Annotated in this window: 9 protein-coding genes and 1 tRNA gene; 2 read left to right on the plus strand and 8 right to left on the minus strand. The window is 48.4% G+C overall.

The annotated features are described in order from the left end of the window. The first annotated feature begins 541 nt into the window (after positions 1-541). Positions 542-629 (plus strand) — tRNA-Ser (locus tag LVQ79_RS20770). 171 nt (positions 630-800) lie between these two features. Here the strand turns inward: LVQ79_RS20770 and LVQ79_RS20775 are convergent. The 3 genes from LVQ79_RS20775 to LVQ79_RS20785 all read right to left on the minus strand — a co-directional run bounded on the left by LVQ79_RS20775 (position 801) and on the right by LVQ79_RS20785 (position 8267). Then, positions 801-3911, minus strand: a complete 3111-nt coding sequence (locus LVQ79_RS20775) for an efflux RND transporter permease subunit (RefSeq protein ID WP_232866504.1) — start codon at positions 3909-3911, stop codon at positions 801-803. A 10-nt stretch (positions 3912-3921) separates the two neighbouring features. After that, entirely contained in the window at positions 3922-5076 is a 1155-nt protein-coding gene (locus LVQ79_RS20780; protein ID WP_232866506.1) for an efflux RND transporter periplasmic adaptor subunit, read from the minus strand. A gap of 80 nt (positions 5077-5156) precedes the next feature. Then, the gene (locus tag LVQ79_RS20785) at positions 5157-8267 is read right to left on the minus strand and encodes an efflux RND transporter permease subunit (protein ID WP_232866508.1); all 3111 of its coding nucleotides are present in this window, start codon (positions 8265-8267) and stop codon (positions 5157-5159) included. A gap of 251 nt (positions 8268-8518) precedes the next feature. Between LVQ79_RS20785 and LVQ79_RS20790 the strand changes: the two genes are divergently transcribed. Next, a complete protein-coding gene (locus LVQ79_RS20790) occupies positions 8519-9136 on the plus strand; it encodes a TetR family transcriptional regulator (RefSeq protein ID WP_232866511.1) in 618 nt (205 codons plus the stop codon). Between the two features lie 37 nt (positions 9137-9173). On the opposite strand, the gene chbG is transcribed toward LVQ79_RS20790, so the two are convergent. From chbG to chbC, 5 genes are all read right to left on the minus strand, one after another. After that, entirely contained in the window at positions 9174-9935 is a 762-nt protein-coding gene (gene chbG, locus LVQ79_RS20795; protein ID WP_232866514.1) for a chitin disaccharide deacetylase, read from the minus strand. Between the two features lie 45 nt (positions 9936-9980). Continuing rightward, the gene (locus LVQ79_RS20800) at positions 9981-11324 is read right to left on the minus strand and encodes a 6-phospho-beta-glucosidase (protein WP_154149441.1); all 1344 of its coding nucleotides are present in this window, start codon (positions 11322-11324) and stop codon (positions 9981-9983) included. Positions 11325-11445: 121 nt separating this feature from the next. Continuing rightward, the gene (chbR, locus tag LVQ79_RS20805) at positions 11446-12282 is read right to left on the minus strand and encodes a transcriptional regulator ChbR (RefSeq protein WP_051880561.1); all 837 of its coding nucleotides are present in this window, start codon (positions 12280-12282) and stop codon (positions 11446-11448) included. Positions 12283-12294: 12 nt separating this feature from the next. Beyond that, complete coding sequence (chbA, locus tag LVQ79_RS20810; RefSeq protein ID WP_232866517.1) at positions 12295-12642, minus strand: PTS N,N'-diacetylchitobiose transporter subunit IIA; 348 nt, start codon at positions 12640-12642, stop codon at positions 12295-12297. Between the two features lie 134 nt (positions 12643-12776). Then, on the minus strand, positions 12777-14135 hold the full coding sequence (chbC, locus tag LVQ79_RS20815; protein ID WP_232866520.1) for a PTS N,N'-diacetylchitobiose transporter subunit IIC: 1359 nt from the start codon (positions 14133-14135) through the stop codon (positions 12777-12779). Between the last annotated feature and the right edge of the window lie 72 nt (positions 14136-14207).

Below are 14207 nucleotides of genomic sequence, written 5' to 3' on the forward strand. Positions count from 1 at the left end.
CACCGCCATATTTAAAGAAGAGCTCGCATGTAAATGCGGGCTTTTTTTTCGCCCGAAACCCGTGGAGAGATGGGTGAGAACCCTCGACCCGAGGTTCGACAAATGCTTTAGCATTTGGACGTCAGGGGCGCTTGCGACCATGACGCCCGTAGGGCAAGCGCAGCGCAGTCAGCCCCTCTCTCACCGCCATATTTAAAGAAGAGCTCGCATGTAAATGCGGGCTTTTTTTTCGCCCGAAACCCGTGGAGAGATGGGTGAGAACCCTCGACCCGAGGTTCGACAAATGCTTTAGCATTTGGACGTCAGGGACGCTTGCGGCCATGACGCCCGTAGGGCAAGCGCAGCGCAGTCAGCCCCTCTCTCACCGCCATATTCCAGGAGAAAGTCTGAATTCGCGTTCAGACTTTTTTTTGCCTAAAATCCGGCATCGTTCATGCCTTGACCAAACGGTATAGAAACAGAAGATTAAACTTGACCGAATGCGGTCTACTCCCTATAGTAGCGCCCCGTTGCCCCATGATATTGGCAACAGATTCAAAACGGTGAGGTGTCCGAGTGGCTGAAGGAGCACGCCTGGAAAGTGTGTATACGGCAACGTATCGAGGGTTCGAACCCCTCTCTCACCGCCATCTTCTAAGAAGAGCCCGCATGAAAATGCGGGCTTTTTTTCGTCTGGATTTTGTGTTCTGCCTGTCGGATGACGCTGCGCTTATCCGGCCTACCCGGTTTCAGATGGTTTTGTAGGGGTGCACGATTTACCATAAAAAAGCCCGAACCTTAGTTCGGGCTTGTCAGTGCTGTTATACCTTACCTTTGCTAAACCGTTTTCGTATCACCACAAAGAACACCGGCACAAAGAAGATGGCGAGCAAGGTTGCCGAGAGCATTCCGCCCATTACCCCTGTGCCCACTGCATTCTGCGCCCCGCTGCCAGCACCGCTGCTTAATACCAGTGGCATCACCCCCAGAATAAATGCCAGTGATGTCATCAGGATAGGTCGCAGACGCATACGCACTGCCTCAAGCGTGGCCTCTATTATCTCTTTGCCTTCCTTTTCCATCAGGTCCTTAGCAAATTCGACGATTAGAATTGCATTCTTCGCCGACAGACCAATAGTGGTCAACAATCCGACCTGGAAATAAACGTCGTTATTCATTCCCCGCATTACCGCCGCCAGAAGTGCGCCAACCACGCCTAATGGCACAACCAGCATGACCGAGAATGGTATCGACCAGCTTTCATAGAGTGCAGCCAGACAAAGGAACACGACCACTAACGAGATGGCATAGAGTGCAGGAGCCTGGTTTCCAGAAAGCCTTTCCTGATATGACATTCCCGTCCAGTCATAGCCTATTCCAGCGGGTAATTTTGAAGCCAATTGCTCCATTAACACCATGGCCTCTCCGGTACTTTTTCCCGGTGCTGCCTCGCCCAATAGTTCCATCGATGGCAAACCGTTATATCGCTCCAGACGCGGCGAACCATACATCCAGTGCGATGACGAAAATGCCGAAAGTGGAGCCATTTGCCCAGAGCTACCACGGACATAGAGATTATTAATATCCTGCGGCAACATGCGGAAGCGGGCATCAGCTTGCACATAAACCTTCTTCACGCGGCCGTGATCGATAAAATCGTTCACGTAAGTACCACCCAGAGCACTGGCTATGGTTTGATTAATATCCGCAAGGCTAATGCCAAGGGCTTGCGCCTTTTCCTGGTCAATTTCCAGCTTGTACTGTGGGGTGTCTTCAAGCCCATTAGGGCGAACACGCGTCAATATCTCAGGATGTTTGGCGATCATCGCCAATAATTGATTACGGGACTGCGTTAATTGCTGATGGCCAAGGTTTGCCTGGTCAATCAGTTCAAAGTCAAAACCCGTCGCCGTACCTAATTCGATAATCGCCGGTAAGTTAAACGGGAACACCAGTCCATCATGAATCCGACCAAATGCTTTGGTCGCGCGTTCAACAATCGCACCGACCGCATTCTCTTTTCCAGACCGTTCCTCCCAGGGTTTCAGGCTAATAAAGGCAATCCCGGAGTTTTGCCCCTGCCCGCTGTAGCTAAAACCATTCACCGTAAACACGGATTCGACGTTGGCTTTTTCGGTATTCAGGTAGTAATCGGTGATTTGATCGAGCACTTTTTGTGTTCTTTCCTGCGTCGCACCAGCGGGCAGCTGCACCATCGTCATAAACACACCCTGATCTTCTTCGGGCAGGAATGCGGTAGGTAAACGCAGGAATAGCACCGCCATTCCTGCAACAATAATCACATACACCAGTAAATAACGCCCGGTGCTGCGTAAAATGTTACTGACACTATCTGTGTAGTGATGAGCACTTTGGTTGAATTTCTTGTTAAACCAGCCAAAGAAGCCCGTTTTTTCATGCGCCTGCGGGTCAACTGGTTTTAGCAAAGTCGCGCAGAGTGCTGGTGTCAGGATCAAAGCAACCAACACCGAAAGCGCCATTGCCGAAACGATAGTAATCGAGAACTGGCGATAAATTGCCCCGGTCGAGCCACCGAAAAAGGCCATCGGAATAAACACCGCCGACAGCACCATAGCGATACCGACTAACGCCCCCTGGATCTGGCTCATCGATTTCCTGGTGGCTTCTTTCGGTGAGAGATGCTCTTCGACCATCACGCGCTCAACGTTTTCCACCACCACGATCGCATCATCCACCAGCAGGCCTATCGCTAACACCATGCCAAACATCGTCAGGGTGTTTATCGAGTAGCCAAAGGCAGATAGGACGGCAAATGTCCCCAGTAATACGACCGGCACCGCGATAGTCGGAATCAGCGTGGCGCGCAGATTTTGCAAGAAGAGATACATTACCAGGAACACCAGGATGATCGCTTCGAACAGTGTTTTCACCACCTCGTGAATGGATATTTTCACAAACGGCGTGGTGTCATAGGGATAAACAACCGTCATCCCTTGGGGGAAGTAAGGTTGTAGTGAGGCCAGCTTTGACTTGATAGCGGCAGCGGTATCCAGGGCATTTGCACCCGTCGCAAGCTTAATTCCCAGGCCTGCCGCCGCCTGGCCATTAATTTTCGCAACCGTATTGTAGTTTTCACCACCCAGCTCAATGCGCGCCACGTCGCTTAAATGAACAACTGAACCATCCGGGTTCACTTTCATGGTTACTTTGCCGAACTCAACCGGATCACGTAAGCGTGTCTGCGCAATAATCGATGCGTTAAGCTGCTGATTTTTAACCGCAGGCGTGCCACCGAGTTGCCCGGCAGCCACCTGGTCATTCTGCAATTTGAGCTGATTGACTACATCGCCCGGATTAAGCTGGTATTTGTTCAGCGCATTCGCATTAAGCCAAATACGCATCGCGTACTGGGCGCCAAATAGCTGCACATCCCCCACCCCGTTGGTTCGGCTGATAGCATCTTTAATATTCGATGCCACATAGTCGGAAATATCATCCTGTGTCAGGCTTGGGTTATTAGAGATAAAACCCGCTACCAGCAAGAAACTGCTCGAGGATTTTTCGACACTAATCCCCTGCTGCTGCACTTCTTGTGGCAGTAATGGCATCGCCAGTTGCAGCTTGTTCTGCACCTGGACTTGCGCAATATCCGGGCTGGTGCCTGATTTGAAGGTCATGGTAATAGTCACGCCACCCGCAGAATCACTGGTGGAGGACATATACATCAGGTTATCGATACCGTTCATATTTTGTTCGATAACCTGCGTCACGGTATCCTGCACCGTCTGGGCATCAGCACCAGGATAGGTTGCCGTCACCGCAACAGCCGGTGGCGCAATCGTTGGATACTGCGCGACGGGAAGCTGTAAAATTGCCAAGCCACCAGCAATCATCAAAATGATCGCCAGCACCCAGGCAAAAATTGGTCGTTCGATAAAAAACTTAGCCATTGTGCAAACCTTAGCGTGTTGGCGCGACAGCGCTATCTGGCACTATCTGAACAGCAACCCCAGGACGCACGCGCTGAAGTCCGCTGACGATGATTTTATCGCCAGGCTTCACACCCTTGGTTACCAGCCATTTATCACCAATCGCCTGAGGGGCCACCACTTCGCGGACGACCGCTTTATTATTCTCGTCGACCACCATCACGGTGGCGTCACCACGCGGATTGCGCGTGACCCCCTGTTGCGGCACTAAAATCGCTTCGGGCTGAATGCCTTCATCGATTTTTGCCCGCACATACATACCTGGCAGTAATTGATGCTGCGGATTGGGGAATACGGCTCGCAAGGTAATGGAGCCAGTCGTTTGATCAACAGTGACATCGGAGAACTCCAGATCGCCATTTAGCGGATAAGGTTGACCATCCTCCATAAGCAATTGCACCGTAGTTTTACCGTTCGCTTTTTGCAAACTGCCCTTTTCCACAGCCTGTTTCAGTTGCATAAAGTCAGTGCTGGATTGCGTGACATCAACGTAGATTGGGTCAAGCTGCTGAACAGTAGCCAGCGACGAAGCCTGCCCGTTTGTCACTAATGCCCCTTCGGTGACATTCGATTTTCCAATACGCCCATCGATTGGCGAGGTGACTTTGGTATATGCGAGGTTAATACGCGCATTTTCCACTTCAGCCTGCGCAGCTTTCACTTCTGCATCAGCCTGTTGTGCGTTCGCGACGGCCTGATCGTATTCCTGCTTGCTGATGTAATTAGTACCGAGCAATGGCACATAACGTTTCACTGTTAAATGTGCAATGTTTGCAGCAGCTTTAGCCTTTGCGAGTGAGCCTTGTGCGCTATTCCAGGCGGCCTGATACGTGGCCGAGTCAATCTGATAGAGGGAATTTCCAGCAACGATATCGCTGCCTTCAACAAAGTTACGTTTCAGGATAATGCCACTCACCTGCGGGCGAACTTCCGCCACACGAAAGGCATCGGTACGCCCTGGAAGTTCAGTCGTCACAGCCAGTGGCGCCGCTTTAACGGTAAACACATTGACCTGCGGCGTGGGCATTGCTGCCTTCTCGTCGCCTTTATCATTACAACCCGTTAAGGCACCCGTCGCTAACAACAGCATGGATGACAGGATGATGAACTCGCCATATTTCTTCATTACGATTCCTTAAAGCATGACTCTTAAAGTAAAAACCGAACGCCGATGGGGAAATGAAACCCACCGGCAACGTATTCCTGTTATTTCGCCTTACCAAAGCGGCGGCTAATCACGACAAAAAATACCGGAACAAAAAAGACCGCCAGCAGCGTTGCGGAAACCATCCCACCCATAACGCCTGTACCGACGGCATTCTGCGCACCACTCCCCGCTCCGCGGCTAATCACCAGAGGCATAACACCGAGAATAAATGCCAACGAAGTCATGAGAATTGGGCGCAGGCGCATACGCACCGCGTCGAGCGTGGCTTCAATTAATCCTTTACCTTCTTTATCAATAAGATCTTTGGCGAACTCGACTATCAGAATGGCGTTTTTGGCCGACAGGCCAATGGTGGTCAACAACCCAACCTGGAAATAAACGTCGTTATTTAATCCACGCAGCGTGGCCGCAAGCAGTGCGCCGATGACGCCAAGTGGTACCACCAACATGACTGAGAACGGAATTGACCAACTTTCATAGAGTGCCGCCAGGCATAAGAAGACAACCAGCAACGAGATGGCGTACAGAGCCGGGGCCTGATTACCGGATAAACGTTCCTGGTAAGACATGCCGGTCCAGTCAAAACCAATACCCGCGGGTAATTTCTCGGCCAGACTTTCCATCAGCAACATAGCTTCACCGGTACTTTTACCCGGAGTCGCTTCACCAAGGATCTCCATAGAAGGCAGACCGTTGTAGCGTTCAAGTCGTGGTGAACCATAGATCCAGTGTGAACTGGCAAAAGCGGAAAACGGCACCATTTGCCCACTGCTCCCGCGCACATACCAGGTATTGATATCGCTCGGCAGCATACGGTTCGATGCCCGCCCCTGAAGGTAAACTTTTTTCACACGTCCGTGGTCGATGAAGTCATTGACGTAAGTGCTGCCCAACCCAGTGGCAATAGTCTGGTTAATATCGGAAATGCTAACGCCCAGCGACTGCGCCTTTTCCTGATCAACTACCAACTTAAATTGCGGTGTGTCTTCCAGCCCATTAGGGCGCACGCGCACCAGCAAATCCGGGCGTTTGGAAATCATGCCTAAAAGTTGGTTTCGCGCTTGCGTCAACGCCTTATGGCCCTGACTTGCCTGATCGATTAATTCAAAGTCAAAACCTGTGGCAGTGCCCAGCTCCGTAATTGCGGGCAGATTAAAAGCGAATACCATTCCCTCGTGAATTCGGCTAAAAGCGCGGGTTGCGCGACCCACGATAGCGGTCACTTCATTCTCTTTGCCAGGGCGTTTACTCCAGTCTTTCAAACGCACAAAAGCCAGGCCGTTGTTCTGGCCTTTGCCGCTAAAACTAAAGCCATTAACGGTGAAGACTGAATCAACATTGGCGGATTCATGAGTCAGGTAGTAATCGGTTATCTGATCCATGATTTTCTCAGTTCTGGCCTGCGTCGCTCCTGCGGGCAAAGTCACCATAGTGAGGAAAACGCCCTGGTCTTCTTCGGGCAAAAATGAGGTAGGTAAATGAAGGAAGAGTGCTGCCATGCCCGCAACAATCAAGACATAAACCACCATATAGCGCCCGGTAGAACGTAAAATCAGCCTTATGCTACTGGTGTAATGGTGGGTACTTTGCTCAAAACGAGCATTAAACCAGCCAAATAGGCCACGGGTTTTACCATGGCTACCTTTGACGACCGGTTTGAGCAAAGTGGCACAAAGCGCAGGGGTGAGGATCAACGCAACCAACACCGACAGTGCCATTGCCGAAACAATTGTTATCGAGAACTGGCGATAAATAACCCCGGTTGAACCACCGAAAAACGCCATCGGAATAAACACCGCCGAGAGCACCATCGCGATCCCTATCAGCGCCCCTTGTATCTGCGACATTGATTTTTGGGTTGCTTCTTTAGGGGACAGTCCCTCTTCAGCCATCACGCGTTCAACGTTTTCCACCACCACAATGGCATCGTCCACCAGCAAGCCTATCGCCAGCACCATGCCAAACATCGTTAATGTATTAATGGAGTAACCGAACGCAGCGAGCACAGCAAAAGTGCCGAGCAACACAACCGGCACGGCAATGGTAGGAATCAGCGTTGCGCGGAAGTTCTGTAAAAATAGGTACATCACCAGGAAGACCAGAATGATGGCTTCAACCAGGGTTTTAAATACTTCGCGAATGGAGATTTTGATAAATGGCGTGGTGTCGTAGGTGTACACCACTTTCAAGGAGTGCGGGAAAAAGGGTTGCAGGCGGGCCATTTGTGTCTGGACGGCTTTGGCGGTATCCAGCGCGTTAGCACCCGTCGCCAATTTTATCCCAATACCCGCAGCCGGTTTTCCGTTGTAGCGGGCGATAACGTTATAATTTTCACCACCCAGTTCAATGCGGGCGACATCGTGTAATTGAACTTTGGAACCGTCTGCCTTCACCTTGAGCAAAAGGTGCCCGAACTGTTCGGGGTCGCGCAAACGAGTCTGCGCAATAATAGAAGCATTCAACCGCTGGCCCGGAATGGCTGGAGTGCCACCCAGTTGCCCCGCGGCTACCTGCGCATTCTGGGTTTTTATCTGGTTAATCACATCAAGAGTGGTGAGTTGGTATCTATTTAGCTCGTTAGGATCAAGCCAGATACGCATTGCATATTGCGCCCCGAAAAGTTGCACATCTCCCACCCCCGCCGTACGGCTAATCGGGTCTTTAATATTCGAGGAAATATAGTCAGCGATGTCGTCCTGACTCATGCTGCCATCTTCCGAGATAAAACCGGCAACCATCAGGAAACTGCTGGAGGACTTCTTCACACTGATTCCTTGCTGCTGCACTTCTTGCGGCAACAAAGGCATGGCGAGCTGAAGTTTATTCTGCACCTGAACCTGCGCGATATCTGGATCGGTGCCTGACTTGAAGGTAAGCGTCACAGTCACACTACCTGAGGCATCGCTGGTAGAAGACATGTACATCAGGTTATCCAGACCATTCATGTTCTGCTCGATAACCTGGGTCACGGTATCCTGAACAGTACTGGCGTCTGCTCCTGGGTAGGTTGCGTTAATGGCAACCGCAGGTGGAGCGATAGTCGGGTACTGCGCCACTGGCAAATTAATGATCGACAGGACACCCGCCAGCATCAAAATGATCGCCAGCACCCAGGCAAATATGGGGCGCTCGATAAAAAACTTCGCCATGTGAAAAGTTCTCTGTTTAAAGTCTAATTTTGTAATGGATATAGAGGGAATTAGCTTAACAGAGGCTTTATCGATTAATGATTCATGCTTGTATGTATAATCTTCTATATCGCTACTGGACATCGAAAAATTTAAAGCACACAATAATCCCTCATTTAATTAAAGAACCGTTTTTAAATAAAACCCAAAAGAAAAATAATATTTAAACCTGTTAATTCTTGTAACTAATATCCACAAAGAGTTAATTAACCATGGCCAGAAAAACTAAAGCTGAGGCATTAAAAACGCGTCAGCACCTGATCGATGTCGCAATCACACTTTTTGCTAAAAATGGCGTATCTACTACCACACTTGCTGACATTGCCGATGCAGCGGGCATGACTCGTGGTGCGATTTACTGGCATTTCGATAGTAAGGTCTCGTTATTTAATGAAATCTGGAACACTCAACCTTATATCGGTGAAGAGATAAGAAAGAAACTTAAAGCGAAATATCACGATAACGATTTAATACTGCTTCGTGAAATGATTATTGAGGCCTTAAGATTCATTGCTACCGATCGTTGCCAGCACGAATTACTACAAATTCTTTATCATACGTGTGAATTTACTGGGGAAATGTATTCGGAGAGGGAAATAAGAGAGCGTTTTTGGTTTAACCGGGAAAGAATGAGGAAGATATTACGCAATTGTATTTCGAAAGGTCAAATTCCTGTTAATACTAATATCGATCTCACCATAACGCTTATTCATGGCTATCTGAGCGGGATCATCAAAAACTGGCTAATGCAGCCGGAGAATCTTAATCTTTATGAGCAAGCACCTGATGTGGTCGACAGCCTTTTCATCATGCTGACAAAATCAGTGTGACAAAAAGGGCAATGGTTTGAACCATTGCCCCTGGAGACTACAAATCTTTAAACGAACCCAACCGATAGCCACGTTCCGCAATCGCATATTTTAACGACGCAGAAGTCAGTACATCCAGTTCAGCAAGACGTGGATAGCAATACTTGCTGTTAAGAATGGTGTTATCAATAAAGGAAGGGTGAGTCATTATTTCTAACGATTGCTCACCACGCGCCATGGAACGGTCAAGTGTATCGAGGAATAACGTTTCCGATATCGCCTCACCATAAAAACCACTGTCAAAACCTTGCGCCGTTTTTACGCCCTGGCACTCAAGCCCGCCAGGTATGGCAGCATCGTAATCAAAACGGATTGCCACGCCCTGCTCTTTCGCAAAGGCTTCGACGATCGGATAGATCTGCGGGATCATATGCACATGGTGATGGCTGTCGAGATGCGTAGGTTTGCGGCCAAATAATTCGACGAATCTCGCGAACTGGCACGCCAACTCTTGCTCGATTTCGGCAAGTGGCAGAGTGTCATCTTCCGCTCGCTGCCAAATCCATTTACCCAACTCGCCCTTTTCATCAACCAGGCCTGGCATTGCAGATAATGGTCGACCCAGCGTCAGTACAAAATGCATCCCAATAGCCAGACCTGGATGTTTTGCACTGAGTGCAACAGCATGTTCAATACCTGCGGCGTTAACCATCGCGGTGGTAGACGTCACTACACCGTTGGTGAATGCGTCGATAATTCCGTAATTTTGCGCCTTACACAGCCCAAAATCGTCCGCGTTAACAATTAATAACTTATCCATTGTCGCCTCGGTAAGCTGCCTTCCCTTTGCAGGGAAGGCCTCCAGTTATTTAAGTGCAGCGATTGCTTTTGCAAAGTTTGGCAGATTAGCTTCGTGAGCTAACAGCATATCGCGGGCAATTTTCTCGGCATCTTTATCAGAATGAATCAGCGGGCTTAGATTCAACGCCAGCAGAACATCATTAAAGTTTCCGCTAAGCGCCGCTTCACTGGCCGCCACTTCGAACCCTTTGATGGTGTAAATCAGGCCCAGCACTTTTTCATCAAAATGAGTGATGCGCGAGCTTGGGGTGGCGCCATCACGGCCGATGGTACAGGTCATTTCAACCGCCCAGTCAGCAGGAATATTATCAACATGCCCATGGTGTGGCACGTTAACGTAATGCTCGCTTTGCTTGTCGTTATAGATATCGCTGATAACTTCACAAGCCGCATCAGAATAGTAAGCCCCGCCACGCAGTTCCAACTCTTTTGGCTTCACATTCAAAGCGGGGTCTTTGTAGAGTTCGAACAGTTGCTTCTCAACTTTCTGCACAACGGTTGCGCGCGCGCCGCCTTTGTAGAACTCGCCCATTTCGATAGCCAGCATCTCTTTTTGCTTGAAGTAGTAGAGCAAATAAGAGCACGGCAGCAGGCGCAGAGAACGAATCAGACCTTCACTGAATGGCAGATCAAAGATGTTTTTCACCGAACCTGCAGTCAGCGTACCGGACGCCACGCCATCAAGCAGTTCGTCAAAGCGAGAAGTGCCGTTAACGATGACATCTTTGATGAATACCATGTGGTTCAGGCCGAACAAATCGATATTCAACTCATCTGTTGGTGCGAGTTTCAATACATCCTTAATGAACATTTTCATGCCCACTGGAATGTTGCAAACACCGATGAATTTTTTGAAGTCAGTGTGGCGATATACCGCTTCGGTTACCATGCCGGCCGGGTTAGTGAAGTTGATAACCCATGCGTCTGGGCAGATCTCTTTCACATCATTAATGATGTCGAAAATCACCGGAATAGTACGCAGGCCTTTAAACAAACCACCCGCACCGTTAGTTTCCTGGCCCAAATAGCCATAGCTTAGTGGGATACGCTCATCAAGTTCACGGGCTTTAAGTTGCCCAACACGCAATTGCGTAGTAACAAAATCGGCATCAACCAAGGCTTCGCGGCGATCGAGGGTTTTATACAGTGCAATTGGCACTGCCGCGCGTTCAATCATACGCAAGCAGAGGTCGAAGATAATATCTTGTTTCTCTTTACCCGCCTCAACATCAACCAGCCATAATTCAGTAATCGGCAATTCTTCGTAACGTTTAATAAAACCTTCGAGTAATTCAGGGGTATAGCTGCTACCACCACCGATTGTGACGACTTTCAATTTTTTACTCATGAGGACTCCGCTAGAACTTTCGCTCGATATAAGTGAGATCTATAGATGTATTATTGAAGGTTATATCCAGTAATTAATTTTACTGGAGCCAAAGACCAACCATCATTAATACATTTACAAGTTATTTAATGCTATATAACTGCTTCCGATAATGCTGCGGGGTAAAAGAAGTTAACTTCTTAAAGTTTTTAATAAACATACTGGCGCTGCTGTAACCGGACTCGAAAGCAATATCGGTAACAGAATAGTTCGTGATCTCCAGTTGTTTCTTGGCAAAATTAATTCTTATCTCATTGATAATTTGCATCGGTGTTTTGCCATAGTGACGCTGCGTTGCACGGGTTAAATACTCCTGTGACTTACCCGACAGCTCCACCATATTCACTAATGCTTTATCACCAAACATCGACTTGCCATGCATCAGCTCGACGGTGTTTTTTAGCCAGCCGGGAATATCACCACCTGACTCAGATTCTTTATGGTGACGCAGACGGTTCACAATATAAAACGTCACCATTTCAAGAAACTCACTAAACTCTCCCTGACGGAAGTTTAATGAAGCAGTCACAGATTCAATATAAGTCAAAAATTCATTCTTAATTTGATAAACCTGTGACGCAATAAAATACGCTGGGAATAACGGTAAATAATGCTGTTCAAAAAAGGCCTTACTAATACCAACATTCAAAATTCGGGTCGCACCAAAATCATAAAAACTTTGATGATAAGAACCGAGTGGAATGAAAACAAAACTCCCTCTTTCCAGCAGCACACGTTTACCGTTGATTTCCTGGTAATAACGTCCCGTCAATACCACCGTGAATTCGTAATAATCATGCTGGTGCAGCCCGGAGACACTTTCGACTTTGTTGTGGATGAACATGTGGAAATGTTGACCATCAAAAAGCTGGCTCTCGCGTGCCGTATTGATTTCCATACTGATTACCGGTGGCTGCATAGGGACTCCAACTTATTTTATTTTTTCGTGAAGCTCAATAAGTTCTGTAACCAGCTCACGCGCCAGCATAGAAGTCATCAGATGATCCTGTGCATGAACCAGCACCAGGCTAACTTTAGTTTTGCCTTCGCCCTGGTCACCTTCAATCAGTTTGGTCTGTACCAGGTGCGCCTGGTTCAGCGCTTCACGAGACTGCGCCATCAACTCCCATGCCTTTTCAAAATCACCGGTTTTAGCGATTTTGAGTGCGCCGTAAGCCAGGCTGCGGGCTTGTCCAGAGTTGATGATTAAACCCATTACCACTTCTTCAAGGTCGTTAGTATCTACTTCGTTTTCTACTGCATTTTCTAAATCAAACATCTCAATCTCCCGGTATATTTAAAGTGGTTGGGGACAGGGGGCCATCCCCAACCAAAACTACTACCCTTCATACTTCAAGCCGCATGTGCGTTGGCTTCCTGCAACTCTAATTATTGTGGGTATAGAACTTAAGATTAGAATTTCAGTGCGTTAGCAATATCTTCTTCGCTTTCTTCTTCTTCGATTACAGCCTGCGCTTTGTTAGACAGGATAACGAATGGCATGTAGACACATGTCGCGACACCCAAGTTAAACAGTGCGACTAACAGTGCTGCGATACTACCGTTACTGTTGAAGAAGGCGCCCAGGCCTGTAGGCATCGTCCACGGTGCCAGGTTGGTAACCGGTGGAATAATTCCCAGAGAGTAAGCCGCAAGTGTGATAGCTGCCAGAATCGGCTGTACCAGTACAAACGGGATAAACATAACTGGGTTCATGATGATTGGCAGACCGAACAGGATAGGTTCGTTAATCTGGAAGATGCCTGACGGCAGTGCCAGTTTCGCAACCTGACGGTGGTCGGCGCGACGTGAAACCATGAAGATTGCGATAATTAAGCCCAGTGTCGCCCCAGAACCACCCAACAGGATGTAGGAGTCGAGCATTGGTTTCGCCCAGAAGTGGAACTGTTTACCCGCGTCAAGTGCCGCTTGTACAGAGCCGTACTGGTTGTAGATTGCGATGTTTTCCAGCGCCCATGGAGTCATGATGCCGTTGTCCAGCGCAGTCAGCGCCAGTGAACCATGCACACCGAAGAACCACAGCAGGGAGTTGAAGATAACGTACGCCCAGCCCACTACCGCACCCATCGACGCTAGCGGCGTAGAGATAGAGTCCATAATGATCTGGTGGAAGTTGCTACCGTGATTTGCCAGCAGCCAGGAAATAATCCCGAAAATAGACAGGATAATAAAGCCTGGAATTAATGCAGAGAAAGAACGTGATACCGATGTCGGCACACTATCTGGCAAAGTAATTACCCAGTTTCGGCGGATAACGAAAGTAAATAGCTCCGCGACAACCAGACCAATAACAATACCGGAAATAATATTCTGACCACCCAACCAGTTAGCGCCAACAGCATAAGCTTCGCCTACGCTATATGGAGTAACAGTCATAAATGCCGCAACGGATAATAAACCGGCTGCAAGAGGGTCAACTTTACGTTCCTCAGCTAGCGCCATACCAATGAAAAAAGGAGCCATTAGCGACATAATACCTAACGTACCGTTATATACGTTGCCGCCAATGGCTTTTAACCCATTAAGGGTTTCAATGGTTGAGGGGTCTAAACGAATACCTAAAGAATAAAAAAATGAACCAGCGCCAAAACTCAGAAATACGTTATTGATTAATACAAACATGGCCCCGGCAAGGGTCAATGGCATTAATTTGATGAAACCATTTTTAATTGCGTTGACGTGCGGTTGCTTCCCAATTTTCACTGCGAAAGGAAGCAATATCTTTTCAAGTGAATCAATGACTTTACTCATTTGGAATTTCCTTTATTGCCGCAAGAGTCTTGCGGCCAGGTTGTGTAAGGTCGTTCTTTGACGGAAAAATAA

It is taken from the genome of Buttiauxella cochleicola (genome assembly GCF_021282405.1).
In the GTDB taxonomy this organism is placed as follows: Bacteria; Pseudomonadota; Gammaproteobacteria; order Enterobacterales; family Enterobacteriaceae; genus Buttiauxella; species Buttiauxella massiliensis.